At 64.9% G+C, this 25493-nt stretch carries 26 protein-coding genes; 11 read left to right on the top strand and 15 right to left on the bottom strand.

From position 1 onward, the window contains the following. Nucleotides 1-20 precede the first annotated feature (20 nt). A complete protein-coding gene (locus tag ACFSUD_RS12430) occupies nt 21-590 on the bottom strand; it encodes a TlpA disulfide reductase family protein (protein WP_386374889.1) in 570 nt (189 codons plus the stop codon). 23 nt (nt 591-613) lie between these two features. Between ACFSUD_RS12430 and argH the strand changes: the two genes are divergently transcribed. From argH to ACFSUD_RS12400, 6 genes are read left to right on the top strand one after another with little or no spacing between them, the layout of a single operon-like run. Next, nucleotides 614-2008, top strand: coding sequence for an argininosuccinate lyase (gene argH, locus ACFSUD_RS12425; protein WP_386374887.1), 1395 nt, complete (start codon nt 614-616; stop codon nt 2006-2008). After that, nucleotides 2002-2181 (top strand): hypothetical protein, encoded by a 180-nt coding sequence (locus tag ACFSUD_RS12420; RefSeq protein WP_386374885.1) that lies wholly within the window; start codon nt 2002-2004, stop codon nt 2179-2181. The genes argH and ACFSUD_RS12420 overlap by 7 nt, the downstream gene beginning before the upstream one ends. Continuing rightward, nucleotides 2178-2345 (top strand): hypothetical protein, encoded by a 168-nt coding sequence (locus ACFSUD_RS12415; protein WP_386374884.1) that lies wholly within the window; start codon nt 2178-2180, stop codon nt 2343-2345. Before ACFSUD_RS12420 ends, ACFSUD_RS12415 begins: the two co-directional genes overlap by 4 nt. Before the next feature lies 1 nt (nt 2346). After that, on the top strand, nt 2347-2664 hold the full coding sequence (locus tag ACFSUD_RS12410; RefSeq protein WP_386374882.1) for a DUF2834 domain-containing protein: 318 nt from the start codon (nt 2347-2349) through the stop codon (nt 2662-2664). A gap of 43 nt (nt 2665-2707) precedes the next feature. Then, a complete protein-coding gene (gene lysA / locus ACFSUD_RS12405; RefSeq protein ID WP_386374880.1) occupies nt 2708-3973 on the top strand; it encodes a diaminopimelate decarboxylase in 1266 nt (421 codons plus the stop codon). A 37-nt stretch (nt 3974-4010) separates the two neighbouring features. Continuing rightward, a complete protein-coding gene (locus tag ACFSUD_RS12400) occupies nt 4011-6617 on the top strand; it encodes a TIGR02302 family protein (protein ID WP_386374878.1) in 2607 nt (868 codons plus the stop codon). A gap of 17 nt (nt 6618-6634) precedes the next feature. Here ACFSUD_RS12400 and ACFSUD_RS12395 read toward each other — a convergent pair whose 3' ends face one another. Next, nucleotides 6635-7570, bottom strand: coding sequence for a zinc-ribbon domain-containing protein (locus ACFSUD_RS12395; protein ID WP_386374876.1), 936 nt, complete (start codon nt 7568-7570; stop codon nt 6635-6637). 163 nt (nt 7571-7733) lie between these two features. On the opposite strand from ACFSUD_RS12395, the gene ACFSUD_RS12390 reads away from it, so the two are divergent. The 3 genes from ACFSUD_RS12390 to ACFSUD_RS12380 are packed head-to-tail and all read left to right on the top strand — an operon-like array spanning nt 7734 to nt 10056. Further along, a complete protein-coding gene (locus ACFSUD_RS12390) occupies nt 7734-8411 on the top strand; it encodes a cell division ATP-binding protein FtsE (RefSeq protein ID WP_386374874.1) in 678 nt (225 codons plus the stop codon). After that, nucleotides 8408-9313 carry a cell division protein FtsX gene (locus tag ACFSUD_RS12385; protein ID WP_386374872.1) on the top strand — a complete coding sequence of 302 codons (906 nt, stop codon included), beginning with the start codon at nt 8408-8410 and terminating at the stop codon, nt 9311-9313. The genes ACFSUD_RS12390 and ACFSUD_RS12385 overlap by 4 nt, the downstream gene beginning before the upstream one ends. Next, nucleotides 9313-10056 (top strand): lysophospholipid acyltransferase family protein, encoded by a 744-nt coding sequence (locus ACFSUD_RS12380; protein ID WP_386374870.1) that lies wholly within the window; start codon nt 9313-9315, stop codon nt 10054-10056. Before ACFSUD_RS12385 ends, ACFSUD_RS12380 begins: the two co-directional genes overlap by 1 nt. Before the next feature lie 178 nt (nt 10057-10234). On the opposite strand, the gene lpdA is transcribed toward ACFSUD_RS12380, so the two are convergent. The 13 genes from lpdA to ACFSUD_RS12315 form a co-directional block, all read right to left on the bottom strand. After that, a complete protein-coding gene (lpdA, locus tag ACFSUD_RS12375) occupies nt 10235-11623 on the bottom strand; it encodes a dihydrolipoyl dehydrogenase (protein WP_386374868.1) in 1389 nt (462 codons plus the stop codon). 159 nt (nt 11624-11782) lie between these two features. Further along, on the bottom strand, nt 11783-12178 hold the full coding sequence (locus ACFSUD_RS12370; RefSeq protein ID WP_386374867.1) for an MAPEG family protein: 396 nt from the start codon (nt 12176-12178) through the stop codon (nt 11783-11785). Then, complete coding sequence (locus ACFSUD_RS12365; protein WP_386374865.1) at nt 12175-12438, bottom strand: hypothetical protein; 264 nt, start codon at nt 12436-12438, stop codon at nt 12175-12177. Before ACFSUD_RS12365 ends, ACFSUD_RS12370 begins: the two co-directional genes overlap by 4 nt. Before the next feature lie 30 nt (nt 12439-12468). Beyond that, nucleotides 12469-12852, bottom strand: a complete 384-nt coding sequence (locus ACFSUD_RS12360; protein ID WP_386374863.1) for an MAPEG family protein — start codon at nt 12850-12852, stop codon at nt 12469-12471. 84 nt (nt 12853-12936) lie between these two features. Continuing rightward, nucleotides 12937-14505 (bottom strand): 2-oxoglutarate dehydrogenase complex dihydrolipoyllysine-residue succinyltransferase, encoded by a 1569-nt coding sequence (gene odhB / locus ACFSUD_RS12355; RefSeq protein ID WP_386374861.1) that lies wholly within the window; start codon nt 14503-14505, stop codon nt 12937-12939. Nucleotides 14506-14507: 2 nt separating this feature from the next. Continuing rightward, nucleotides 14508-17471 carry a 2-oxoglutarate dehydrogenase E1 component gene (locus tag ACFSUD_RS12350; RefSeq protein ID WP_386374859.1) on the bottom strand — a complete coding sequence of 988 codons (2964 nt, stop codon included), beginning with the start codon at nt 17469-17471 and terminating at the stop codon, nt 14508-14510. A 98-nt stretch (nt 17472-17569) separates the two neighbouring features. Further along, complete coding sequence (gene sucD, locus ACFSUD_RS12345; RefSeq protein WP_386374857.1) at nt 17570-18457, bottom strand: succinate--CoA ligase subunit alpha; 888 nt, start codon at nt 18455-18457, stop codon at nt 17570-17572. A gap of 53 nt (nt 18458-18510) precedes the next feature. Beyond that, nucleotides 18511-19275: a hypothetical protein gene (locus ACFSUD_RS12340; RefSeq protein WP_386374856.1), complete on the bottom strand. Its 765-nt coding sequence runs from the start codon at nt 19273-19275 to the stop codon at nt 18511-18513. 118 nt (nt 19276-19393) lie between these two features. After that, a complete protein-coding gene (gene sucC / locus ACFSUD_RS12335) occupies nt 19394-20587 on the bottom strand; it encodes an ADP-forming succinate--CoA ligase subunit beta (RefSeq protein WP_386374854.1) in 1194 nt (397 codons plus the stop codon). A gap of 313 nt (nt 20588-20900) precedes the next feature. Beyond that, nucleotides 20901-21935, bottom strand: a complete 1035-nt coding sequence (locus tag ACFSUD_RS12330; RefSeq protein ID WP_386374852.1) for a MaoC family dehydratase — start codon at nt 21933-21935, stop codon at nt 20901-20903. Then, on the bottom strand, nt 21935-22138 hold the full coding sequence (locus ACFSUD_RS12325) for a DUF1737 domain-containing protein (RefSeq protein ID WP_386374850.1): 204 nt from the start codon (nt 22136-22138) through the stop codon (nt 21935-21937). The genes ACFSUD_RS12330 and ACFSUD_RS12325 overlap by 1 nt, the downstream gene beginning before the upstream one ends. A gap of 16 nt (nt 22139-22154) precedes the next feature. Continuing rightward, on the bottom strand, nt 22155-22712 hold the full coding sequence (locus ACFSUD_RS12320) for an NnrU family protein (protein ID WP_386374848.1): 558 nt from the start codon (nt 22710-22712) through the stop codon (nt 22155-22157). A gap of 4 nt (nt 22713-22716) precedes the next feature. Then, entirely contained in the window at nt 22717-23574 is an 858-nt protein-coding gene (locus ACFSUD_RS12315) for an HpcH/HpaI aldolase/citrate lyase family protein (RefSeq protein ID WP_386374846.1), read from the bottom strand. Between the two features lie 178 nt (nt 23575-23752). On the opposite strand from ACFSUD_RS12315, the gene ACFSUD_RS12310 reads away from it, so the two are divergent. Beyond that, nucleotides 23753-24088, top strand: a complete 336-nt coding sequence (locus tag ACFSUD_RS12310; protein WP_386374845.1) for a hypothetical protein — start codon at nt 23753-23755, stop codon at nt 24086-24088. A 203-nt stretch (nt 24089-24291) separates the two neighbouring features. Beyond that, on the top strand, nt 24292-25368 hold the full coding sequence (locus tag ACFSUD_RS12305) for a PRC-barrel domain-containing protein (protein WP_386374844.1): 1077 nt from the start codon (nt 24292-24294) through the stop codon (nt 25366-25368). Nucleotides 25369-25493 lie beyond the last annotated feature (125 nt).

Genomic DNA, 25493 nt, shown 5'->3' with positions numbered 1-25493 from the left:
GGTGGCGCGGCAGGGGGTGCTCAGCTTTCCGGTTCGGCCTCGATCAGGGCGGCGATGATCGCCTTGGCGCTGTCGCTCGACCAATCCGCATCGCCCTGCATCCGGGCGATCTCGCGACCTTCGGGGTCGATCAGCACGGTGATCGGCAGGCCGAAGACACCCATCTGGCTGGCCAGTGCCTGTTTCGGGTCCTGGTGGCGCGGCAGGCTGTCGATCCCGGCCTCGTCGAAGAACCGCTGGATACCTTCCGGCGAATTGCGCCCGGTGGCGATGGTCAGAACCTGGAAGTCCTCACCGCCATATTGCTTTTGCAGCGCGTTGAGCTGCGGCATCTCGGTGCGACAGGGGGCACACCAGGTGGCCCAGAAATTGACCAGAAGATGCTTGCCGCGGAAATCGGTCAGGCTGGCCTTGCCGCCCCCATCTTCGAGGTCGAAAGCGGCGTCCGATGTCGCCTGCGGGGATTCATGCACCGCCAGCTTCTTCATATCGCCTTCGCGCAGGGCGCTGATCTCGGTGCTGGCGGCGACGGCGGGGTTTGCACCGAGGGCAAGGGCCGTATAAACGAAGGCAAGCACGACAGATCTCATAGGTCCCTCCAAGGGTATTGCACATGACTGACACGAACTCGAACAAGATGTGGGGTGGCCGTTTCGCTGCCGGGCCGGACGCGATCATGGAGGCGATCAACGCCTCTATCTCGTTCGACAAACGCATGGCCGCCCAGGACATCGCCGGGTCGCGCGCCCATGCCGCGATGCTCGCGGCGACGGGCATCCTGAGTGATAGCGATGCCGACGCCATTCGGGAAGGGCTTCTCACGATCTTGTCAGAGATCGAATGCGGCGATTTCGCCTTCTCGGCGGCGCTGGAGGACATTCACATGAATGTCGAGGCGCGGCTCAAGGAAGTGATCGGAGAGCCTGCCGGGCGCTTGCATACAGGACGTTCGCGCAATGACCAGGTGGCGACCGACTTCAAACTCTGGGTTCGCGATCAGCTCGACGCGGCCGAATCCGGGCTGAGCGCGCTTATTGTCGCACTGCTGGGTCAGGCCGAGGCCGGGGCCGATTGGGTGATGCCCGGCTTCACCCATCTGCAGACCGCGCAGCCGGTGACCTGGGGCCATCACATGATGGCCTATGTCGAGATGTTCGGCCGGGATCTGAGCCGCATCCGCGACGCGCGCAAGCGCATGAACGAATGCCCGCTCGGGGCCGCGGCGCTGGCCGGGACGTCTTTCCCGATCGACCGCCAGATGACCGCCGAGGCGCTCGGCTTTGACGCGCCCTCGGCCAACAGTCTCGACGCGGTGAGCGATCGCGATTTCGCGCTGGAATTTCTCGGGGCGGCCAGCATCTGTGCGATGCATCTCAGCCGCTTCGCCGAAGAGCTGGTGATCTGGTCCTCCGCGCAGTTCCGTTTCGTGGCGCTGTCCGACCGGTTCTCGACCGGCTCCAGCATCATGCCGCAGAAGAAGAACCCCGATGCCGCTGAGCTGATCCGGGCCAAGGTCGGCCGGATCTTCGGCGCCAACACGGCGTTGATGATGGTGATGAAGGGGCTGCCGCTGGCCTATTCCAAGGACATGCAGGAAGACAAGGAACAGGTATTCGACGCGGCCGACAACTTGATGCTGGCGCTGGCCGCGATGGAGGGCATGGTGCGCGACATGAATGCCAACCGCGAAAATCTGGCGGCGGCGGCGGGCAGTGGTTTTTCCACCGCTACAGACCTTGCCGACTGGCTGGTGCGGGTGCCGGGCCTGCCGTTCCGCGATGCGCATCACGTTACCGGCACGCTGGTGGCGATGGCCGAGAAACAGGGCTGCGACCTGCCGGATCTGAGCCTGGAACAGATGCAATCGGTACATACAGAGATCACCGAGGACGTGTTCGGCGTGCTTGGCGTCGAAAATTCGGTCAATTCGCGCATGTCCTATGGCGGCACCGCCCCGACGCGGGTGCGCGAACAGGTCGCCCGTTGGAAGGAAATTTTCGGATGCTGAGAATAGCCCTGATCCCGACGCTGCTGGCGCTGGCTGCCTGCGGTGTCGACGGCGAACCGGTGCGCCCGACCGGCGCCGCGCAGGTCACCATATCAAGCGGCGGCGTTTCGGCGGCGACACGGGTCGGGCTGCGCCAGGGGCCGGTGAGCCTGTCGTTGGGGCTCGGGCTGTGAGCCGTGCGGTCATTGTGGCGCTTGGCCTTGCCGTGCTTACGGGCTGCGCCGGGCCGAACGCCGGCTCCTCGCCTGCACCGCACGAGCGGCAGATGCCGAGCAATACAGAGCCGGGGCTGCATGTGTCCGGCCATGCCAACATCGGTGTGGTAAGAAATTTCTGAAATGTCGCTGCTGCGTCTGACCTATCTGGGACTGGCCCTCTGGGGCGCGACGCATCCGATGCTCTGGTTCCCGCGCTGGTTTCGCGAGCATGACTTTGATCTGGCTGCGCTAGTGGCCGCATGGCATGTCAATGCGGCCACCAGCGCATTGGTCTGGGACCTGACCATCGCGGCGGTGACGTTGAGCATCTGGGTGCTGGCCGAGGTGGCGGTGCGGCGCAATTGGGTCGCGCTGATTGCCATTCCGGCAACGTTCTGTATTGGGGTGAGCTGCGGGCTGCCGCTCTATCTGTTTCTTCGGACGGCGCCGGTTCGATAGGGTGGGCGCGCTGCGCGCGCGAGTATTTGGGGCATAAAGAAACATGGATCATTTTCTCTATCGGGACGGGGCACTCTTTGCGGAAGATGTCGCCGTGAGCGAGATCGCCGCTGCCGTCGGCACGCCGTTCTACGTCTATTCTACCGCGACCCTGCTGCGCCATTATCACCTGTTCGACGAGGCGCTTGCCGGGATGCCGCATCTGGTCTGTTACGCGATGAAGGCCAATTCCAACCAGGCGGTGCTGCGCACGCTGGCGCAGGCCGGTGCGGGGATGGATGTGGTCTCGGGCGGGGAATACCGGCGCGCCCGCGCCGCCGGGGTGCCGGGCGAGCGGATCGTGTTTTCCGGGGTCGGCAAGACCGCCGGGGAGATCCGGCTGGCGCTGGAGGGCGGCATTCGCCAGTTCAACGTCGAGAGCGAGCCGGAGATGCTGGTGCTCAATGCAGTAGCACGCGAGCTCGGGGTGGTGGCGCCGATCACCATCCGGGTCAATCCGGATGTCGATGCCAAGACCCACGCCAAGATCGCCACCGGCAAATCCGAGAACAAGTTCGGCATCCCGATCGCCCGGGCGCGCGAGGTCTATCGCATGGCCGCCGATCTGCCGGGGCTCGACGTGGTCGGGATCGACGTGCATATCGGCAGCCAGCTGACCGATCTGGCGCCCTTTGAACAGGCCTATCAGAAGGTCGCCGAGCTGACCGAGATCCTGCGGGGCGAGGGCCATGACATCAGGCGGCTGGATCTCGGCGGCGGGCTTGGCATTCCTTACGAACGCTCCAACGCCGCGCCGCCGCTGCCGACCGATTACGGCGCCATGGTGCAGCGCACGCTCGGGCATCTTGGCTGCGAGATCGAGATCGAGCCGGGGCGGCTGATCGCCGGGAATGCCGGGTTGATGGTCAGCGCGGTGATCTATGTTAAATCCGGCGAGGGTCGTGATTTCCTGATCCTCGACGGGGCGATGAATGACCTGATCCGCCCGGCGATGTATGACGCCTATCACGATATCGTGCCGGTGATCGAACCGGCGCCGGGGGTCGAGCAGCAGCCTTATGATGTGGTCGGCCCGGTTTGCGAGAGCGGCGATACCTTCGCACGCCAGCGCATGATGGCGCCGCTCAAGGCGGGGGACCTCGTGGCGTTCCGCTCTGCGGGGGCCTACGGCGCCGTAATGGCGAGCGAGTATAATTCGCGTCCGCTGATCCCCGAGGTGTTGGTGCAGGGCGATCAATTCGCGATCATCCGCGCAAGGCCGAGCTTTGACGAAATGATAAATCGCGATACCATCCCTCATTGGCTTTGAGGGCGTCCCGCCCGAAAAGCGCGGGAGATCCTTGAATATGGCCAGATTCACCCCGGATGACCTGCACGCCAGCCTCGCCCGGCTGCGGTGGCCGTTGCGGCTGACCTGGGCGGGGATGTGGGCGGAGACGCTGGTGCAGAGCCTCTGGCCGTTCACGAGCCTGATCCTGCTTGGCCTCGCGGCGCTGATGATGGGGGTGCAGGATGCGCTGCGCATCGAGATCATCTGGGGAATTGCCGTCCTGTTGCTGCTGCTGGGTGGCCTGTCGCTGCTCTATGCGGGGCGGCATCTGCGGCGCCCGGGCCGGGCGGCGGCGCTGGCGCGGCTCGATGCCAGTCTCCCGGGGCGGCCGATTTCGGCCTTGCTTGACGAGGCGGCGATCGGGCAGGGGGACGCTGACGCCATGGCGCTCTGGCGGGCGCATCAGCGGCGCATGGCAGAGCGTGCCGCCCGCGCCCGGGGCGTGCCCGGTGATCTGCGTATCGCACGCCGCGATCCCTATGCGCTGCGCTATGTGGCGCTGCTGGCTTTCGCGGTCGCGCTGATGTTCGGATCGTTCTGGCGGATCTCCTCGGTGGCCGACATGGCCCCGGGCGGTGGGCCTGGGCTTGCGGGGGGGCCGGTCTGGGAGGGCTGGGCGGAGCCGCCGCGCTATACCGGCAAGCCGACGCTTTACCTCAACGATCAGAAGGGCGGGAGCTTGACCCTGCCCGAGGGCACCTTGGTCACCCTGCGGCTCTATGGCGAGGTCGGGGCGCTTGGCCTGTCGGAAACGGTTTCGGGACGTGGCGAAGTGGCGTCATCGGACAATGTCACGGCGCAGGATTTCGCGGTGCGCCGGAGCGGGGAGATCACCGTTTCCGGCCCGGGTGGGCAAAGCTGGGACGTGGTGATGCTGCCCGATGCCTCGCCGCGCGTATCGGTCAGCGGCGCGCCGGAGGTCTCGGCGCTCGGCGAGACGCGATTGCCCTTCAGCGCGAGCGACGATTACGGCGTCGCGGCGGGGGAGGCGCGGATCCGGCTCGATCTGGCCTCGGTGGAACGACGGTACGGGCTCAGCGTCGCACCGGAACCGCGACCGGAGATCTTGGTGCCGCTGCCGACCCCGATCGCCGGGGACCGCCGCGATTTCGAGGAAAACCTGATCGAGGATTTCTCCAAACACCCCTGGGCCAACCTGCCGGTCCGCGTATCCTTGAGCGTGCTCGACGCCGCCGAGCAGATCGGTCGGGCCGAGCCTGCAGCGTTGGTTCTGCCGGGGCGGCGGTTCTTCGATCCGCTGGCGGCGGCGGTGATCGAGATGCGACGCGATCTGCTCTGGTCGCGCGACAATGCCCGGCGCATCACCCAAGTGCTCAAGGCGGTGACCCATCTGCCGGAGGATATCTTCCGCTCGCAGACCTTGCTGCTGCGGCTGCGCCGCCAGATCGAGCGGCTGGAGCTGCGTGCGCGTTTTGGGCTCGATGAGGAGGTCCGGGCCGAGATTGCCGAGGAGCTCTGGGGGCTGGCGATCGAGATCGAGGAGGGCGTGCTCGCCGATGCGCTGGAGCGGATGCGCCGCGCGCAGGAGCGGCTTGGCGAGGCGATGAAGAACGGCGCGTCGGATGAGGAGATCGCGCAGCTGATGGATGAGCTGCGTCAGGCGACGGAGGAATATCTGCGGCAATTGCGGCGCCAGCAGGCCGAGAAGGGCAGCGGTCAGGAAGGCCAGCAGCCGCCAGGTGACTCCATGCAGATGACCCAGGATGATCTGCAACGGATGATGGACCGTATTCAGCAGTTGATGGAAGAGGGCCGCATGGCCGAGGCCGAACAGGCACTGCGCGAGTTCCAGGAAATGATGGAGAACATGCGCGTCACCGAGGGGCAGCCCGGTGAGGCGGGTCAGAGCCCCGGCGAGCAGGCGATGGAAGGGCTGTCGGACACGCTGCGTGAACAGCAGGGGCTCAGCGATCAGGCGTTCCGCGATCTGCAGGAACAGTTCAACCCCGGTGCCAATGCCGGCGAGAGCCAGGGCAACGAGGGGCGCGACGGCGGACAGGGGCGCGGTCAGCAGCACGACGGTCAGAACGGTCAGGGCCAAGGCAGCGGGGATCCGCAACAGGGGCGGCGCGGGGCGCAGGACGGCGATGACGGCGCGGAGCCGAGCGAAGAGGGCCTTGCGGAGCGACAACGGGCGCTGCGCGAGGAGCTGAAACGCCAGCAGGGGCAATTGCCCGGTCAGGCCAGCCCCGAGGGACGCGCCGCGCGCGATGCGCTCGGACGGGCCGGGCGGGCGATGGATTCGGCCGAACAGGCATTGCGCGACAATGACCTGCCCGGTGCGATCGACAATCAGGCACAGGCGATGGAGGCTCTGCGCGAGGGGATGCGCGCGCTCGGCGAGGCGATGGCGCAGGAGGAGCGCGATGGTGCGCCCGGTCAGGGCACCGCCGAGGCCGACCGGCGCAGCGCCAATCGGGATCCGCTGGGGCGTGAACAGGGCGGCAATGGCGCGTCGGGCAGCGATGCGCCGCTGGCCGAGGGCGAGAACGGGCAGGACCGCGCAAGGCGGCTGCTTGACGAGATCCGCCGCCGCTCGGGCGAGACGGCACGGCCCGAGGTCGAGCGGGATTATCTCAAACGGTTGCTGGAACGGTTCTAGTGCTGCAACGCGGCGGATCAGCCGCCGGATTGCGCCGCCTTGTCATCGAGCCAGCGCAGGAGGTCCTGGACCGCGGCATCGAGCGCCAGCCGGGCCGAGTCGATCTGCGCCACATAGGCCGAGAGCCAGGGATCGACCTGCGGCACCGCGCGCGCGATCTGCGGCGCATAGGCATAGAGAAGGGCGAGGATCGCGGCCAATGCGAGGACCAGCGCGAAACCGGCGCGGAAACCGCCCGTGCGCCGCTTGCGCGGTTCCGGTTCCTCGTATCTGCGCGGCGTTATGGATTGCCTGCGGGGGCGCTCGCTGCCGCTGCGCAGGGTGGAGTTGATTTCCTCGATATCGGGCAGCAATTCGCGCCGCGAAGAGACCGCCGCGGCGGAGGTGGCAGGCTCCGCCGGTATCGGCTCGCCCCGCAGCCGCGCCATGCGTGCGCGCGCTTCCGCGCTGCGGCCGTCATCGGAGGCGGCGTCCCCCTGCGGGGGCGTGTCGGGCTGATCGGCCGTTGGTGTCCGGTCCGGCCCGGGCGCTGCTCCCGGTTCCGGCATCACGGAACGGGTGGCGCTTGGCGGCTGCGGATCGGCGCCGTTTTCCAGGCCGAGATCGGGCTGGCTGTCGAGCGTTTCGCCCTGCTGTCGGCGTTTGCGCGCGGCCTGTTCCGCCTCGGCCTCCTGGCGCAGGATATCGGCAACGCTCGGGTCGAGCTGTCGAGGCTGCGGGGCGACGGCGGGCGCCGGATCGGGGGGAGGCGGCGTGTCGTCCTGCGGGTCTGGATCGGTTTCGTCGGCTGCCTCCGGCGCGGCGTCCGCGTCGCTCTCCTCATCCGGGCCGGAGCCATGATGCTGAAACCAGGTCTGGCCGCAGTTGGAACATTGCACATCGCGCCCCGCCGCCGGGATCACCTCATCGGGCACCTCGTATTGAGCGTCACAATTCGGGCAAATCAGCCGCATGTCGTTGCCTGGCGCATACTAGAACCCACAATTCACTATCGGGGCTCAGCATATGGGCTCGGCAGGGGCAGTAAAAGTGCAAATGCCGCCGCGCCCGGCCATCTGGCGCATTGAATCCCGAGCGGTGCTGGGGCACAACAGGTCGAATGTGACGAGGTGCTTCGTGATCGAGCTGGAAAATGTGGCCTACAGCTATGGCGGCGGTGAATTGCTGTCGGATATCACGCTGAAATTGGCGCCCGGATCCTTTCATTTTCTGACTGGCCCCTCGGGGGCGGGCAAGACCACGCTGATGAAGCTCTGCTATGGCGCGCTGCTGCCGACGGCGGGGCAGCTTACCCTGTTCGGCGCCGATGTGCGCAGCCTCGCGCGCGATGACGTGGCGATGCTGCGACGCCGGGTCGGGGTGGTGCACCAGGATGTCCAATTCCTCGACCATCTCGATGTCACCGCAAATATCGCGCTGCCGCTCACCGTATCGGGCCGCCATGCCGAGGCTGCCGGGGAAGATCTTGGCGAGCTGATTTCCTGGGTCGGGCTGAAACACCGCGCCGCGGCGCTGCCGCCGGAATTGTCGGGAGGCGAGCGGCAGCGGGCCGCTTTGGCCCGTGCCGTCATCATGTCGCCCGATGTGGTTCTGGCGGACGAGCCCACGGGCAACGTGGACTGGGAAATGTCTCAGCGTCTGCTGCGCCTCCTGGTCGAGCTGAACCGCATGGGCAAGACCGTGCTGATCGCCACCCATGATCTCGGTCTGATCCGCGCCACCAAGGCGCAGGTCCAGGCCCGGGTGCTGCGCATCGCCAACCGGCGCATTCAACTGGCGGGGGCCGATTTGTGAAGTTCGATCTGCGCGCGCTGCGCGCCCTTTTCAGCCGGGACAAACAGGCCGACCGGGTGGTGCCGCCTTCGGGTTTCACCGCGCAGCTCACCCTTTTTGCCGCGGCTGCGATGGCGTTTCTGGCGGTGTTCGCGCTCGCCCTTTCGCTGGCCTCCGGACGGCTGGCGCAGCGCTGGGGCGAGGAGCTGGCGCAATCGGCCACGATCCGCATTGTCGCGCCGCTCGATCAGCGCAGCGCGCAGACCGAGGCGGCGCTGCGGATCCTTGAAACGACCAAGGGCGTTGGCAGCGCCCGCGCGCTCAGCGACGAGGAGCAGCAGGCGTTGCTGGCGCCGTGGTTCGGGCCGGATATGGAGCTCGACGCGCTGCCGGTGCCGCGGCTGATCGAGGTGATCGAAAACGGCGCGGGGCTCGATCCCGTCGGGTTGCGGCTGCGGCTCTCCGCTGAAGTGCCCGGCGCGGTGCTTGACGATCACACCCGCTGGCGCGCGCCGCTGGTGCAGGCGGCCTCGCGGCTGCGGCTGCTCGGCTGGCTTTCCACACTGCTGATCGGGGCCACAGTGGCGGCGATGATCACCCTGGCGGCACGCGCGGCGCTTGCCGCCAATGCCCAGGTCATCGCCGTGCTGCGCCTGGTCGGGGCCACCGACAGCTATATCGCCCAGGCTTTCATCCGGCGTTTCACTTTGCGGGCGCTGTCGGGCGCCGCCGCGGGAACCATGCTCGGCGTGCTGGCAGTGCTGCTCTTGCCCGCCGCGTCGGACGAGGGCGGGTTCCTGACCGGGCTCGGCTTTGCGGGTTGGGGCTGGCTGGCGCCGTTTCTGGTGCCGTTGCTCGCCGCCGCCGTGGCCTTCCTCGCGACGGGCAAGGCGGCGCGCCGGGTGCTGAGGGAGCTTGCCTGATGTTGCAATGGGTGCGCTCGATCCTCTATATCGTGCAGCTTACCATCGCCATGCCGGTGATCGGCCTGGTTTTCGCCCCCTGGGCGCTGTTTTCCAAACGCGGTGCCTATCGCGCCTCCAAGACCTATGCGGGCTGGGCGATCTGGAGCGCGCGCTGGATGATCGGGCTGCGCTGCGAAGTGCGCGGCGACGTGCCCCAGGGCGAAGTGCTGATCGCGTCCAAACACCAGTCCTTCCTCGACATATTGATGATCTTCCATGCCTTGCCGCGCGCCCGTTTCATTATGAAACGCGAGATCCTGCGGATGCCGGTGATCGGTCAATATGCCAAGCGGATGCAGATGATCCCGGTCGATCGCGGCAAGCGCGGGCAGGCAATCACCAAGATGCTCGCGGATGTGAACGCCGGGCGGATCGATCCGGGCCAGCTGGTGATCTATTCCCAGGGCACGCGCGTCGCACCCGGCCTGCGTGTGCCCTACAAGGTCGGAACGGCGCTGCTCTATCAGCAACTCGGCCAGACCTGCGTGCCCGCCGCCACCAACGCCGGCTATTTCTGGCCCCGTCGCGGGCTGTTCCGGCGTCCGGGCCTGGCGGTGGTGGAGTTTCTCGCGCCGATCGAACCGGGGCTGAGCCGTCAGGATTTCATGCGACGGCTCGAGGAAGAGGTCGAGGGGGCGACAGAGACCTTGCTGCGCGACGCGGGCTGGCTGCCTGACGGGGAGCTGCCCGCCCCGGTTTGAGCGGATGGCGGGGAATGCACGGCGTGTTTTCCCAGTGACTTCCGGGCTCTGACTGCATGGATAGGGCGACGCGCCGACAAGATCGCCTGCTCCAAAAGCCGTAACATCACACAGGTCAAATATGAAAGGCGGCCCGCTTGGGCCGCCCAATCTCAGGATGTGTGCAGCGACGACCGCCTCACATGTGGATCGGCCCGTCGCCGCAGGCCAGCGCCGCTTCGCGCACCGCTTCGGAATAGGTCGGATGGGCGTGGCAGGTCATCGCCAGATCCTGCGCGGAGGCGCCGAATTCCATCGCCACGCAGACCTCGTGGATCAGATCGCCGGCACCGGGGCCGATGATGTGGCAGCCGAGGATGCGGTCGGTTTCCTTGTCCGCGATCAGCTTGACGAAACCGTCACCGGCGAAGACCGCCTTGGCGCGGGCATTGCCCATGAAGCTGAACTTGCCGATTTTGTAGGCGCGGCCCGCTTCCTTCAGCGTCGCTTCGGTCTCGCCCACGGATGCAACCTCGGGGTGGGTGTAGATCACGCCGGGGATCACGCCGTAGTTCACATGACCATGCTTGCCCGCGATCACCTCGGCCGCGGCCATGCCTTCGTCCTCGGCCTTGTGGGCCAGCATCGGGCCTTCGATCACATCGCCGATGGCGTAGATTCCCTTCACGGAAGTCTGCCACTGGTTGTTCACCGCGATCTGGCCGCGCTTGGTCATCTCGATGCCGAGCGCCTCGAGCCCGAGCCCGTCAACATAGGGTTTGCGCCCGGTGGCGACCAGCACCGTATCGGCGTCAAGCTCGTGCTCACTGTCATCCTTGCGCAGCTTGTAGCTGACCTTCGCCTTGCCCTTGGCCACCTCGGCGCCCTGCACGGCGGCGCCCATGATGAATTTCATGCCCTGTTTCTTCAGCATGCGCTGGAAGGTCTTCTGGACCTCGGGGTCCATGCCGGGGGTGATGGCGTCGAGATATTCGACCACGGTGACCTCGCTGCCAAGACGGGCGTAGACGCTGCCGAGTTCAAGACCGATCACGCCGGCGCCGATGACCACCATTTTCTTGGGGATCTTGCCCAGTTCAAGCGCGCCGGTGGAGGTGACGATGGTCTTCTCGTCGATCTCAAGCCCGGGCAGGCTGGCGGCTTCGGAGCCGGAGGCGAGGATGATGTTCCTGGCTTCGTGGGTCTCGTCGCCGACCTTGACCTTGCCTGCCTCGGGCACGCTGGCCCAACCCTTGATCCAGTCTATCTTGTTTTTCTTGAACAGAAATTCGATGCCCTTGGTATTGGTGTCGATGGTGCTCTGCTTGTAGGCCAGCATCTGTTTCCAGTCGACCGAGGGGCTCTTGCCCTTGAGCCCCATCTCGGCGAAATTGTGCTCTGCCTCGTGCAGCATATGGGTCGCATGCAGCAGGGCCTTGGAGGGAATGCAGCCGACGTTGAGGCAGGTGCCGCCCAGCGTCTCGCGCCCCTCGACACAGGCGGTTTTCAGCCCGAGCTGCGCGCAGCGGATGGCCGCGACATAGCCGCCGGGGCCGGAGCCGATCACGATGACATCATAGCTGGACATAGGGGTCTCCTTGGACTTTGGGGACGTCGATATGACGTCGGTATCTTATCGGTTACGTATTGGTGTTTCTGCGGCACCTGGCGGGGGCGCTGCACCCGGACCCCCGAGGTATTTCAGACCCAAAGAAGGGCAAGATCCGCGGGCGGGGAGGGGAATGCATCAGAACAGCGCCGCAAGCAGCATCAGGGCGGTGGCGAGGAAGCCGACGAACCACATCAGCGAACGGCCCGGGCGCAGGCCGAGGGCATAGGCGGGAACATAGGCGATCCGCGCGATCAGGTAGAGCCAGGCGCAACCCGCGGTGAGCAGGCTGTTGCTGCCCGAAATCTCGATCACCAGCACCGCGATGGTGAAGAGGATCAGCCCCTCGAAATGATTGTCGAGCGCCCGGCCGAGCCGCGCGGTGCGGTCGGACATCGGGCGCGAGGGGGCGCGGTCGCGCGCCGACATCGTGTAGCCCGGTCCGAGCTCCCGGTTGGCGGGGATTGCGAAGGCGGCGAATTGCAGCATCTGCAACAAGGCCGCCAGCGCCAGGACGGTGAGTTCGGCGCTCATGCGGTGGCGAGGAAATGGGCGGTGGTGGCAGTGACCGTACCCGCGTCATCCGAGCGCAGCGCCTCGGAGCGGTCGAGCCAGGCCTGGGCGCGGGGGCGGTCGGTGAGGCCGAGGAGGACGAAGGCGCGGCTGTCGCTGTCGGCGTCGCGCCAGATCTGCAACACCGTCAACCCGGCTTCGCGGCGGGCATCGGCATCATCGTCGAAGGCGGTTTTCCAGGCGTCAAAGCCGCTGATCTCATAAGTGCAGAGCAATTGCATGGCTAATCCTTAAAAGAATGGCGTTCGGGGTCAGAGGGCGAGGAAGTAGAGCACCGTGGTGGCGGCGAAGCCGACGAGCCAGGAAAGCGTCCGCAGGCCGACGAGGCCGAAGACATAGGCCGGGAGATAGACGATGCGACCGATGAGGAAGACCTGCGCCGCGAGCAGCGAGGCATCGGAGGTCTGTTTGGTGGCGATCAGCAGCAGGATTGCGGGCGCGAACAGCGCCATGGCGACCACCGAATTGTCGAGCGCGCGCTTGAGCCGGGCGGTCCAGCCGGTGACCGAGCGGTGCTCGTCACGGTTGGACATCAAATAGCCGAGGCTGAGCTGCTGCATCGAGCCGGTGACCTGCAACAGCAGGGTCAGAAGAACAAGAAAGCCATAGAGGGCGAGAATATGTGCTTCGGTCATGTGCAGGCTCCTGTGCGTTTGGGCGGGGCGATAAAATCGCCCCTGCCGTTGGACTTAGGACGGGGAAGGCCCCCGCCCAGCCTATCACAGGTCCATCAGAAGGCGACGCGGATCTTCGAGCAGCTCCTTGACCCGCACGAGGAAGGTCACCGCGCCCTTGCCGTCGATGATCCGGTGATCGTAGCTCAGCGAGATATACATCATCGGGCGGATCACCACTTCGCCGCCGATCGCCATCGGGCGGTCCTGGATCTTCGCCATGCCGAGGATGCCCGATTGCGGCGGGTTGAGGATCGGGGCCGTCATCAGCGAGCCATAGACGCCGCCGTTGGAGATAGTAAAGGTGCCGCCCTGCATGTCGGCCATGGTCAGCTTGCCATCGCGGGCGCGCTTGCCCTTTTCGTTGATCGCCTTTTCGATCTCGGCAAATGACATGGCGTCGGCGTTGCGGATCACCGGCACGACGAGGCCAGTAGGGGTGCCCGCGGCGACGCCCATATGCACGTAGTTCTTGTAGATCACGTCGGTGCCGTCGATCTCGGCATTGACCTCTGGGATCTCCTTCAGCGCATGGCAGCAGGCCTTGGTGAAGAAGGACATGAAGCCCATGCGGACGCCGTGTTTCTTCTCGAACTGTTCCTTGTACTCGTTGCGCAGGGCCATGATCTCGCTCATGTCCACCTCGTTGAAGGTGGTCAGGATTGCGGCGGTGTTCTGCGCTTCCTTGAGGCGGCGGGCCATGGTCTGCTTGAGGCGGGTCATCTTGACGCGTTCCTCGCGCGCCGCGTCATCGGCTGCCGAAGGCGCGCGTTTGGCCGGGGCCGGGGCGTTCTCGGCGCTGTCCTTGGCTGCCGAATTGCCTGCGGCGATGGCCGAAGCCACGTCTTCCTTCATGATGCGGCCGTCACGGCCCGAGCCGGTGACCTGATCGCGGCTGATACCGGCCTCTGCCATGGCCTTCTTGGCCGAGGGCGCGTCCTCGATATCCTTGCCGTCGCTGCTTTCGACCTTCTGGGCCGCCGGGGCGGGCGCGGTTTCCTGCGCGCTGGCCGACGCCTTGGCGCCGTCACCCGAGGTGATCACCGCGAGCCTTCCCGAGGCTTCGACGCTGCTGCCTTCTTCGGCGAGGATCTCGCTCAGCACTCCGGCCGCGGGGCTTGGGACTTCGACGCTGACCTTGTCGGTCTCGAGCTCGCAGAGCATTTCGTCCTGCGCGACGGTATCGCCGACCTTCTTGAACCAGGTGCTGACCGTGGCTTCGGTGACGCTTTCGCCGAGGCTGGGCACCATCACGTCGACGGAAGCGCCGCCCGCGGGGTCGCCGTCCTTGCCGTCCTTGGGTTCGCGCGGGCTCGGATGTTCGGGGCCCGCGTCGATCGACTTCTCCGCCGGATCATCGCCTTCGGCGGGGCCGCCGCTTTCACTGATCGTGGCAAGCAGGGCATCGACGCCGACGGTATCGCCCTCGGCAGCGACGATATCGCCCATGGTACCGGCCACCGGACTTGGCACTTCGACGGTGACCTTGTCGGTCTCGAGCTCACAGAGCATCTCGTCGACGGCGACTTTCTCGCCGGGTTTCTTGAACCATGTCGCCACGGTCGCCTCGGTCACGGATTCGCCCAGCGTGGGTACTCGAACTTCGCTAGTCATGGTTAATTTCCTTCGATGCTCAGGGCTTCGTCGACGAGCGCCTGTTGTTGTTTCTTGTGCTGCGAGGCCAGGCCGGTGGCCGGGGAGGCGGCAGTGGCGCGCCCGACATAGCGCGGACGCGAATGCTTGGCCTCGATCCGGCTCAGCACCCATTCGATATTCGGCTCGATGAATGTCCAGGCGCCCTGGTTCTTCGGCTCTTCCTGACACCAGATCATCTCGGCCTGTTTGAAGCGTTCGAGCTCCTTCACCGCCGATTGCGCCGGGAAGGGATAGAATTGCTCGAAACGCATCAGGTAGATGTCGTCGATGCCGCGGGCGTCGCGCTCTTCGAGCAGGTCGTAATAGACCTTGCCCGAACACATGACGAGCCGCTTGATCTGGTCGTCAGGAACCAGCTGGGTGTCCGAATTGCCGTGCTGCGCGTCGTCCCAGAGCACCCGGTGGAAGGAGGAGCCGGTGGTGAATTCATCCGCCGTGCTGACCGCGAGCTTGTGGCGCAGCAGCGATTTCGGCGTCATCAGCATCAGCGGCTTGCGATAGCTGCGGTGCAGCTGGCGGCGCAGGATGTGGAAGTAATTCGCCGGGGTGGTGCAATTGGCCACGATCCAGTTGTCGCCGCCGCACATCTGCAGGAAGCGTTCGAGCCGGGCGCTGGAATGTTCCGGACCCTGGCCCTCATAGCCATGCGGCAGCAGGCAGACGAGGCCCGACATGCGCAGCCATTTCGATTCCCCCGCCGAGATGAACTGGTCGAACATGATCTGCGCGCCATTGGCGAAGTCGCCGAACTGCGCTTCCCAGAGGGTCAGAGCGTTGGGTTCGGAGAGCGAATAGCCGTATTCGAAGCCAAGCACCGCATATTCGCTGAGCATCGAGTCGATGACCTCGTATTCGGCCTGACCCTTGCGGATGTGGTTGAGCGGGTAGTAGCGTTCCTCGCTCTGCTGGTTGATGAAAGCCGAATGGCGTTGGCTGAAGGTGCCGCGGGTGCTGTCCTGACCGGCCAGGCGGACCTTGTAGCCCTCGGTGAGCAGCGAGCCGAAGGCCAGCGCCTCCGCCGTGGCCCAGTCAAAGCCCTTGCCGCTTTCAAACATCGCGGCCTTGGCCTCGAGCAGCCGCGAGATGGTGCGGTGCAGCGGGTAATCCTCGGGGGCGGTGACCAGTGCCTTGCCGATCTCCTTGAGCGTTTCCCCGGAGATCGCGGTCTTGCCGCGCTGGTATTTCTTCTGCTTCATCTTGTCGAGATGCGACCATTTCCCGTCGAGCCAGTCGGCCTTGTTGGGGCGGTAATCCTTGCCGGCCTCGAATTCCTCGTTGAGCATGGACTGGAAGGCGGCCTTCATGTCCTCGATCTCGCCCTCTGGGATCAGACCGTCCTTGACGAGCCGCTCGGTATAGAGGCTGAGCGTCGTCTTCTGCTGTTTGATCTCCTTGTACATCAAGGGGTTGGTGAACATCGGCTCGTCGCCTTCGTTGTGACCGAAGCGGCGGTAGCAGAAGATGTCGATCACCACGTCCTTGTTGAACTTCTGGCGGAATTCGGTGGCGACCCGGGCGGCGTGGACCACCGCTTCGGGGTCATCGCCGTTGACGTGGAAGATCGGCGCCTCGACGACCAGCGCATTGTCGGTCGGGTAGGGCGAGGAGCGCGAGAAATGCGGCGCGGTGGTGAAGCCAATCTGGTTGTTCACCACGATATGCATGGTGCCGCCCGTGCGGTGCCCCTTGAGGCCGGAAAGCGCGAAACATTCCGCCACGACGCCCTGACCGGCGAAGGCGGCATCGCCGTGCAGCAGCACCGGCATCGCCTTGCTGCGGGTGCTGTCGTGGAGCTGGTCCTGCTTGGCGCGGGCCTTGCCGAGCACCACCGGGTTGACCGCCTCGAGATGGCTCGGGTTGGCGGTCAGCGACAGGTGCACGATATTGCCGTCGAACTCGCGGTCCGAGGAAGCGCCGAGGTGGTATTTCACGTCGCCGGAGCCGTCGACCTCTTCCGGCTTGAAGCTGCCGCCCTGGAATTCGTTGAAGATCGCCCGGTAGGGTTTCTGCATCACATTGGCGAGCACCGAGAGGCGGCCACGGTGCGGCATGCCGATGACGATGTCCTGAATGCCGAGCTGACCGCCGCGCTTGATGATCTGCTCCATCGCCGGGATCAGGCTTTCGCCTCCATCAAGACCGAAACGCTTGGTGCCCATGTATTTGACATGCAGGAACTTCTCGAAACCCTCGGCCTCGACCAGCTTGTTGAGGATGGCGCGGCGGCCTTCCTTTGAGAAATGGATCTCCTTGCCGTAGCCCTCGATCCGTTCCTTCAGCCAGGCCGATTGCTCGGGGTCGGAGATGTGCATGTATTGCAGTGCGAAAGTGCCGCAATAGGTGCGTTTGACGATGTCGAGGATCTGGCGCAGCGAGGCGACCTCAAGCCCCAGCACGTTGTCAATGAAGATCGGCCGGTCCATGTCGGCCTCGGTAAATCCGTAGGATTTCGGGTCAAGTTCGGCGTGATGGCCGGTGTCGCGCATGCCCAACGGGTCCAGATCGGCCACGAGATGCCCGCGGATCCGGTAGGCGCGGATGATCATCAGCGCGCGGATCGAGTCGAGCACCGCCTGTCGGACCTGCGCATCACCGAGCTTGACGCCCTTTTCCTCGGCCTTGGCCTTGATCTTGTCACCCGCGGCAGTGCCTTCGGCGGGGGCAGGCCATTGCCCGGTCAGCGCGCCGGTGATCTCGTCGGAGGGCATCGGCGGCCAGTCGGGGCGCGCCCAGCTCGGGCCCGCCGCCTCCGCCCGGACGGCGGCATCGTCATCCCCCATGGCATTGAAGAACGCCTGCCACGCCTCATCGACCGCATCGGGGTCGTTGGCGTAGCGGGCATACATGGCCTCGAGATATTCCGCATTCTGGCCTTCCAGGAAGGAGGATGCGTGAAATTGATCGTTGGCGGGTTGTTCGGTCATGACGAGTGCCTCACTTGACATCACTTAATGAGTGGCGCCGCGGTGATATTACCGGGGTCGCCGGGGTCGGGCGGATGGCAGGCACCCGCCCGACGGGGTTAGCCCTTGTCGATCGCTTCCTGCACCGCTTCGCCGAGGGTCGCGGGGCTGTCCGCCACCACGATGCCCGCCGCGCGCATGGCTTCGATCTTGTCTTCTGCGCCGCCCTTGCCACCGGCCACGATGGCTCCGGCATGACCCATGCGGCGGCCCGGAGGGGCGGTGCGCCCGGCAATGAAACCGGCGGTCGGCTTCCAGCGGCCCTTCTTTTTCTCGTCAGCGAGGAATTGCGCCGCTTCCTCTTCGGCGGAGCCGCCGATTTCGCCGATCATGATGATCGACTGGGTTTCCGGATCGGCGAGGAACATCTCTAGCACGTCGATATGCTCGGTCCCCTTGATCGGGTCACCGCCGATGCCGACGGCGGAGGATTGGCCGAGGCCGAGATCGGAAGTCTGCTTGACCGCCTCGTAGGTCAGCGTGCCGGAACGCGAGACAACGCCGCAGGAGCCGCGCTTGTGGATATGGCCGGGCATGATGCCGATCTTGCAGGCGTCGGGCGTGATGATGCCCGGGCAGTTCGGCCCGATGAGCCGCGACTTCGACCCTTCGAGCGCGCGTTTGACGCGCATCATATCGAGCACCGGGATGCCTTCGGTGATGCAGACGATCAGCTCCATCTCGGCGTCGATCGCCTCGAGGATCGAATCCGCGGCGAAGGGCGGCGGAACGTAGATCACGCTGGCATTGGCTTCGGTCACGTGCTTGGCCTCGTGCACCGAGTTGAACACCGGCAGGTCAAGATGGGTCTGACCGCCCTTGCCGGGGGTCACGCCGCCGACCATCTTGGTGCCATAGGCGATCGCCTGTTCGGTGTGGAACGTGCCCTGCGAGCCGGTGAGGCCCTGACAGATGACTTTGGTGTTTTCGTCTACGAGTACGGCCATGTTTTTTCCTTGGTCAGTTTGGGGTGCCGCGGCGCGCCGATGCGCAGGGCAGGTCAGATTTCGTCGGCCCTTTGCGGAGGCTGATTGCGATGTCGGGCGCGCTGCGCGAGCAGCAGGATGGCGGTGAGGAACATCAGGGGGATGCCCAGTTCGCCGATCTCCTCGATCACGTAGATCGTGTGGTTGAACCCCTCGGAGAGATCGATGCCGAAGGGAGAGAGCTTGCGGGCCAACCCGTCGAAGGTCTTGGCGGCGATGCCGAGGAACAGCCCGATCACGATCGCCATCGCGGCGGCGCTGCCCCGCATCAGCGCCTTCAGCAGAGCGCCGGTCTCGCGACGCAGGGTCACGATCAGCGTACCGAGAATGGCGATCAGCAGGATCGCCGCGATGATCTTTTCCCCCATGGGCACCGCGTCGCTGCTGTATTGGCGGGCCTTCAGCAGGCCGAGGGTGAAGGGGGCTTTGTCGAGATCGAGCTCGCGCGCGGCGAAGAGCAGAAGCAGCACCGGCAGATACCAGCGCTGCGCCACCTGCCGCAGCGGGAACAGCGCAAGCAGCGCAATCACCGCGACGAGATAAAGCAGCACCGAAAGCGTCTCGTAGAGACCGCCCTCGGCCAGCAGCGTTTCCTGCAGAGTGAGCGGCAGAAGCTGCACCGCGAGGATCTTCAGGCAGATCGCGACAACCACGGCGCCGGTCGCCAGCCAGCTAAGGGGTGCGTCCGGGAGGTCGCCCTGCCGGAGCTGGGCGGCGTGGTTCCGTGCCTTGCTGGGCGCGGCGTCGGGATGTTTCTGTTCTGCGATACGCTGGTTCATATCCGGTCCACCTAGACCGCCCGGCCGCCGTCACCACCCGTCAGGCCGGAAAGCTCCGGCAGGGCGGGGGAGGACATGGGCGCGGGCAGGGTCATGGCAAAGCTCCTCGGAGGGCGGTTCAGCCCTTGACCGCCTTGACGATCTTCTGCGCCCCGTCCTTGAGGTCATCCGCGGCGATCACGTCGAGACCGGAATTGTTGATGATTTCCTTGCCGGCATCGACATTGGTGCCTTCCAGACGCACCACCAGCGGCACTTTCAGCCCGACTTCCTTGACCGCGGCGACAACGCCCTCGGCGATCACGTCACAGCGCATGATGCCGCCGAAGATGTTCACGAGGATGCCTTTGACCTGCGGGTCGGAGGTGATGATCTTGAAGGCTTCGGTGACCTTTTCCTTGGTGGCACCGCCGCCGACGTCGAGGAAGTTGGCCGGCTCGGCGCCGTAGAGCTTGATGATGTCCATGGTCGCCATCGCGAGGCCCGCGCCATTGACCATGCAGCCGATCTCGCCATCCAGCGCGATGTAGTTCAGGTCATATTTCGAGGCTTCGAGCTCCTTGCTGTCCTCCTCGGTGGTGTCGCGCAGGTCGGCGATGTCGCCGTGGCGGTAGATCGCGTTGCCGTCAAAGCTGACCTTGGCGTCGAGCACCTTGAGATCGCCGCTGTCGGTGACGATCAGCGGGTTTATTTCAAGCATCTCCATGTCCTTCTCGGTGAAGGCTTTGTAGAGCAGCCCCATCAGGCCGACGCATTGCTTGACCTGCTTGCCCTCGAGCCCGAGGGCGAAGGCGATGCGGCGGCCGTGGAAGGGCTGGTAGCCGCTGGCCGGGTCGACGCTGAAAGAGAGGATCTTGTCGGGCGTGCTGGCAGCGACTTCCTCGATATCCATGCCGCCCTCGGTGGAGCAGACGAAGGAGATGCGGCTGGTCTGACGATCGACCAGCAGGGCAAGGTAGAGCTCGGTTTCGATGCCGGAGCCGTCTTCGATGTAGATCCGGTTGACCTGCTTGCCTGCCGGGCCGGTCTGATGGGTCACGAGGGTGCGGCCGAGCATCTTCTTGGTTTCCTCGGCGGCTTCCTCCACCGACTTTGCAAGACGCACACCGCCCTTGTCACCGGCATCGGCTTCCTTGAACGAACCCTTGCCGCGACCGCCGGCGTGGATCTGGGCCTTGACCACCCACAGCGGACCGTCGAGCGCACCGGCGGCGGTCTTGGCGTCTTCGGCTTTCAGCACGACGCGGCCGTCGGAGACAGGGGCGCCGTAGCTGCGCAGGAGGGCTTTCGCCTGATATTCGTGGATGTTCATGAAAAACGGTCCCGTTTCTGTTCCAGTCAAATCGCGTTACACGATGGAGTCTAAAGGCTCGGTGAAGATATTTCAGCAGTCGTCCGGCTTTGGCCAGCCCCAATCCGACATTTGTGATCACGGCGAAATGGGGTGTGATCACAAAAGCGGTCAATCAGCGAAATGTTGCGGATGTTCTGTTTGAAAAGCGGGGTCGGCACGGGGTTCTGGCGCGGTTGCGACTCAGTTCCCGGTCAAGCCGGTTTGCCCACAAGGTGCGGTTGGGCCCGATGGGAAGGCCGGGGCGGCAACACGAGGGCGCCCCGGCCCCGGATCATTTCGGCATCAATGCCCAGTAATCGAGATCGAGCAGCACCTCGGGAAGATATTTCCCGTCCTCGCCCTTGAGACGGAAGGGATCGCCGTCCTTGGTGGCGACCAGCCGCAGCCGGATCGCGCCGACGCCGGGGGCGGGTGTGTCGGCCTTGTCGAGCACTTCGGACCAGGCGCGCACCGTATCGCCCGACAGGCAGGGATTGGCATGCGCGCCGCCGTTGAGCCCGACGATCATCTGCGCATTGGCCAGCCCGTTGAACGACAGCGCCCGGGCCATGGAGATCACGTGACCGCCATAGATCAGGCGGCTGCCGTCGGGGCGGGCAGAGGTATCGAAATGCACCTTGGCGGTGTTCTGCCAGAGCCGCGTCGCGACCATATGCTCGGCTTCCTCGACGGTGACGCCATCGACATGGTCGATCTGCTCGCCGATCTCGTAATCGCCCCAGCGATGCGGCTCTCCGGCAAGGGTGAAATCGTAATCGCTGAAATCGAGCCCTTCGGGGATCTTCAGCGCCTCTGCATCGAGCGCGCTCAGCAGGTCTGGCACCACGGGCTCCGGCGCGGCGGAGGCGGCATCGCGTTTGCGCACCATCACCCAGCGGACATATTCCAGCACCGCCTTGCCATGCTGGTTATAGCCGCTGGTGCGGACCCAGACGACGCCGGTCTTGCCGTTGGAATTCTCCTTGACCCCGATCACCTCGGAGACCGAGCGCAGCGTATCGCCCGGCCAGACCGGCGCCAGCCAGCGGCCCTGCGCATATCCGAGATTGGCCACGGCATTGAGCGAGACATCCGGCACGGTCTTGCCGAACACCACGTGGAACGCGATCAGGTCATCGAGCGGGCTGGCGGGCAGGCCGCAGGCGCGCGCGAACATATCGGAGGAATAGAGCGCGTGACGCGCCGGGTAGAGCGCATGATAGAGCGCCCGTTCGCCTTGCCCGACAGAGCGCGGCACCGCATGGTGGATCGTGTCGCCGACGTGGTAATCCTCGAAGAAACGGCCCGGGTTGGTCTTGGCTCCCATCACTGCGCTCCCAGCTTGAGATCGGGCGAATAGCTGCCTTCGACCTCCTTGATCACCGCCTGACCGCAGCGCATGACCCCCGCGGCCGCGTCCCATGTCTGGGTCGGGGTGCCGTAAAGCTCCCATCCCTTGCTCAGCGCCTCGCTGACCTTGTGACAGAAGGCGGAAGTGTCCTCTTCAGACAGAAAGCGATATAGTTTCATGTGAAACTCCGATTGTTCAGGAAGGGAAGGGCCAGACGCCGAGCCAGATGTGGATGGCGGCGATCAGGGCGAAGACAACCAGCGTGATCACCGCGAGCCGGATATAGGTGGCCCGGCCTGCGGGCGGCGGCGGGGTCCAGTTCGGCTCGCTGCGGTTGATCAGGATCACCGAACCGACTGCCCAGCCCATCATCGTGCCGAACAACAGCATGCTGGCCAGATCGCCGTTGACCAGCAGATGCGCAAGCGCCCAGATCTTCACCGCGGTGAGCTGCGGATGGCGGATGCGCGATGCGGGCCAGGCCTTGGCCCCTTTCGCAGCGCTCGAACCCCAGACCCAGAGCGCCAGCAGCATCAGCGTATTGTTGATGTGGACCATGAAGGCGGGCGGATACCAGACATCCACGAAGGCGGCGCTGCGGTAACCGTAGATGATCAGCCCAAGCGCGATCACCAGCGCCACGGCGACAAGCCCCTTGCCTGGATTGCCCATAGCGGCGCGCGGCCCGGGGGCCAGGCGTTTGAACCAATGGGCGGCGATCCAGAGGATCAGACCGAGGATCAGAAGGGCCATGGGTTTACTCCGGGTTCATCTCTGCGATTGCAGCGTGTTTTGCCAGTATTTCGCGCGCAGTGGCAACATGCAGGTTCTCGACGATCCGCCCCTCGACCACGGCCACGCCTTCTCCGGCGGCCTCTGCCGCCTCGAAAGCGGTGATCTGCCGGGTGGCGAGCTCGACATCGGCGTCACTGGGGGAAAAGACTTCGTTGGCGATGGCGAGCTGCGCCGGGTGGATCAGGGTCTTGCCGTCGAACCCCAAGTCGCGGCCCTGCTCGCATTCCGCGCGCAGCCCGTCCTCGTCCTTGAAGGCATTATAGACGCCGTCGATAACCGCGCGGCCCTGCGCCTTGGCGGCCAGCAGGCACAGCCCGAGACCCGACTGCAGCGGCAGTCGGTCCGGGCGGGCGCGGCTGCCGAGATCCTTGGCAAGATCATTGGTGCCCATGACCAGCGCCTGCAACAGCGGATGCGCGGCGATGGCGGGTGCGTTGAGCACACCGCCCGGCGTCTCCATCATCGCCCAGAGCGGCAAATCCCCGGTGATTTCCGCAAGAGCCTGCAGGTCGTCAGGCGTACCGACCTTGGGCAGCAACACCGCGTCAGGCCGCATCTCTGCGACGGCGCGGGCATCGGCACGGCCCCATTCGGTGTCGAGCCCGTTGATGCGCACCACCTTGAGCCGGGCGCCAAAACCGTCCTGGGCCAGCGCTTCGGCCAGCGGTGCACGGGCGGCGGGTTTCTCCTGCGGGCTGACCGCGTCTTCGAGATCGAAGATGATCGCGTCGCAGGGCAGGTTCCGGGCCTTGTCGAGCGCGCGCGATTTCGACGCCGGAATATACAGCACGGAGCGCAACGGACGGGTGATTTTGGACATGGAGGGACTCCGCAGTCTGACTTGGCAACAATATTGCGCGCAAAAGGGGCATTTTTGCCCGAAAAACTCAAGACCCATTTCGCCGCACTGCAGCGAATAGCGCTGCCGAACGCCGCGTTAACCCGATTTTCAGCTGCCGGGCAGCAGGCTTTTGCCATCCAGGGAAAGGCAGAACGTCATGAACAGCAGAATCACATCCATTCACCTGACCGGGCTGAGCAGCGCGGTGGCCCTTCTGATGACGCTGGGCGAAGCTTCGGCGGCCCCGCAGAATTGTGCGCCCCGCGAGACGGTGGTGACCCGGTTGGCGGAGGGCTATGGCGAGACGCGGCATTCGGTCGGGCTCGGCGCCAGTACCGGCGGCGATGTGCTGGTCGAGATTTTCGCTTCCGATACGACCGGCAGCTGGACGATCACCATGACTGATCCGCGCGGCCAGACCTGCATGATCGCCTCGGGCCGCGCTTTCGAGAAATTGGCCGAAACCTTGTCGCATGAAACCTCCGAGACCTGAGTCAACTTCGCGCATCGCGGGAAAGAAGGTCCCGCCGTCAGGGCTATGCGCTTTGCGGCGCGCCTGAGTCGGATGAGCGCGCGGCAAGCAAAAAGCGAGTGTGGGACAGAAATTGGCAAGTTCGCGCGGAACCGGCGGCAGGGCTGGGTGTTGGGAACACAGGAGAGTGATCGACACTCGCGAAAGAACCAGGAGTACACGAAATGAAACGTTTTCTAAGCACTACCGCAGTTCTGCTGACGATGACCGGCGCGGCCTATGCCGAAACCCATACCGAAGGGTTCGGCTCCGTACAGGTTCAGCAAGATGATTTCTTCGCCTCCGATCTGATCGGTATGCGCATTTATAATTCCGAAGCAGAGGTTGATGCCGAAGCCCGTATCGCCGATGGCGCTGAACAGGAATGGGACGATATCGGCGAGATCAACGATATCATCATCACCCCCGAAGGTGACGTTTCCGCCGTGATCCTCGGGATCGGTGGCTTCCTCGGCATGGGCGAGCGCGACGTGTCGATCTCGATGGACAAGATCAAGATCCTGCGCGAGGAAGGCGACAGCAACGAGCGTTTCCTCGTGGTGAACACGTCCAAGGAAATGCTGGAGCAATCGCCCGAGTTCGAACGTCCGATGGACGCGAGCATGGAGCAATCGGCCGAAAACATGGAAGCCGAGACGGAGCAGATGGCAGAGAACGCCGAAGCCGAGACCGAGCAGATGGCCGAGAATGCCGAGGCCGAGACCGAGGAAATGGCTCAGAACGTCGAGACCGAGACCGAAGAGATGGCTCAGAATGTCGAGACCGAAACCGAGGAGATGGCCGAGAACGCTGAAGCCGAGACCGAGGAACTGGCCGCCGAAGCTGAAGCCAATGTCGAAGGCGAAGCTGTCGAAACCGAGACCATGGCCGAGGACAATACCGTCGTCACCACCACTGACCGTCCCCTGCTGACCCGTCCGCAGGTCGAGCGTGAAGGCTATGCCGAAGCGCCGATGGAAGAGGTTCAGGCAATGACCGCCGAAGATATCGAAGGCACCAGCGTCTATGGCGTGAATGACGAATCCGTCGGCGAAGTGGACACCCTGATCATGTCTGAAGACGGCAAGGTCGAGCGCGTTGTAATCAACGTGGGTGGCTTCCTGGGGCTTGGCGAAAAGCCGGTCGCCGTGACCTTCGACGAGTTGCAGATCCTCAAGAACGCCGAAGGCGACGATATCCGCATCTATATCGACAGCACCGAAGAAGCGCTGGAATCCCAGCCCGAGTATCAGGTCGACTGATAGAGCCTGAAAGCTCACATCTCGAAGGCTGCCCCGTGCGGGCAGCCTTTTTTGTTTTAACTCAACACTTTGTGGCAACGCCCGACGCGCAACTTGCACGGTGCCGCGCATTTCGGTATGCCGGC

Origin of the sequence: Sulfitobacter aestuarii, from assembly GCF_042685005.1 — a bacterium.
Taxonomy (GTDB): domain Bacteria; phylum Pseudomonadota; class Alphaproteobacteria; order Rhodobacterales; family Rhodobacteraceae; genus Sulfitobacter; species Sulfitobacter aestuarii.
The sequence above is the reverse complement of the archived record's forward strand: the minus strand, read 5'-3'. Positions and strand labels throughout refer to the sequence as shown.

Bases quoted from the DNA above. Each gene is read 5' to 3' on its own strand.
- ACFSUD_RS12430 (WP_386374889.1), bottom strand. From the start codon at position 590: ATGAGATCTGTCGTGCTTGCCTTCGTTTATACGGCCCTTGCCCTCGGT.
- argH (WP_386374887.1), top strand. From the start codon at position 614: ATGACTGACACGAACTCGAACAAGATGTGGGGTGGCCGTTTCGCTGCC.
- ACFSUD_RS12420 (WP_386374885.1), top strand. From the start codon at position 2,002: ATGCTGAGAATAGCCCTGATCCCGACGCTGCTGGCGCTGGCTGCCTGC.
- ACFSUD_RS12410 (WP_386374882.1), top strand. From the start codon at position 2,347: ATGTCGCTGCTGCGTCTGACCTATCTGGGACTGGCCCTCTGGGGCGCG.
- lysA (WP_386374880.1), top strand. From the start codon at position 2,708: ATGGATCATTTTCTCTATCGGGACGGGGCACTCTTTGCGGAAGATGTC.
- ACFSUD_RS12400 (WP_386374878.1), top strand. From the start codon at position 4,011: ATGGCCAGATTCACCCCGGATGACCTGCACGCCAGCCTCGCCCGGCTG.
- ACFSUD_RS12395 (WP_386374876.1), bottom strand. From the start codon at position 7,570: ATGCGGCTGATTTGCCCGAATTGTGACGCTCAATACGAGGTGCCCGAT.
- ACFSUD_RS12380 (WP_386374870.1), top strand. From the start codon at position 9,313: ATGTTGCAATGGGTGCGCTCGATCCTCTATATCGTGCAGCTTACCATC.
- lpdA (WP_386374868.1), bottom strand. From the start codon at position 11,623: ATGTCCAGCTATGATGTCATCGTGATCGGCTCCGGCCCCGGCGGCTAT.
- ACFSUD_RS12370 (WP_386374867.1), bottom strand. From the start codon at position 12,178: ATGAGCGCCGAACTCACCGTCCTGGCGCTGGCGGCCTTGTTGCAGATG.
- ACFSUD_RS12365 (WP_386374865.1), bottom strand. From the start codon at position 12,438: ATGCAATTGCTCTGCACTTATGAGATCAGCGGCTTTGACGCCTGGAAA.
- ACFSUD_RS12360 (WP_386374863.1), bottom strand. From the start codon at position 12,852: ATGACCGAAGCACATATTCTCGCCCTCTATGGCTTTCTTGTTCTTCTG.
- odhB (WP_386374861.1), bottom strand. From the start codon at position 14,505: ATGACTAGCGAAGTTCGAGTACCCACGCTGGGCGAATCCGTGACCGAG.
- ACFSUD_RS12350 (WP_386374859.1), bottom strand. From the start codon at position 17,471: ATGACCGAACAACCCGCCAACGATCAATTTCACGCATCCTCCTTCCTG.
- sucD (WP_386374857.1), bottom strand. From the start codon at position 18,457: ATGGCCGTACTCGTAGACGAAAACACCAAAGTCATCTGTCAGGGCCTC.
- ACFSUD_RS12340 (WP_386374856.1), bottom strand. From the start codon at position 19,275: ATGAACCAGCGTATCGCAGAACAGAAACATCCCGACGCCGCGCCCAGC.
- sucC (WP_386374854.1), bottom strand. From the start codon at position 20,587: ATGAACATCCACGAATATCAGGCGAAAGCCCTCCTGCGCAGCTACGGC.
- ACFSUD_RS12330 (WP_386374852.1), bottom strand. From the start codon at position 21,935: ATGGGAGCCAAGACCAACCCGGGCCGTTTCTTCGAGGATTACCACGTC.
- ACFSUD_RS12325 (WP_386374850.1), bottom strand. From the start codon at position 22,138: ATGAAACTATATCGCTTTCTGTCTGAAGAGGACACTTCCGCCTTCTGT.
- ACFSUD_RS12320 (WP_386374848.1), bottom strand. From the start codon at position 22,712: ATGGCCCTTCTGATCCTCGGTCTGATCCTCTGGATCGCCGCCCATTGG.
- ACFSUD_RS12315 (WP_386374846.1), bottom strand. From the start codon at position 23,574: ATGTCCAAAATCACCCGTCCGTTGCGCTCCGTGCTGTATATTCCGGCG.
- ACFSUD_RS12310 (WP_386374845.1), top strand. From the start codon at position 23,753: ATGAACAGCAGAATCACATCCATTCACCTGACCGGGCTGAGCAGCGCG.
- ACFSUD_RS12305 (WP_386374844.1), top strand. From the start codon at position 24,292: ATGAAACGTTTTCTAAGCACTACCGCAGTTCTGCTGACGATGACCGGC.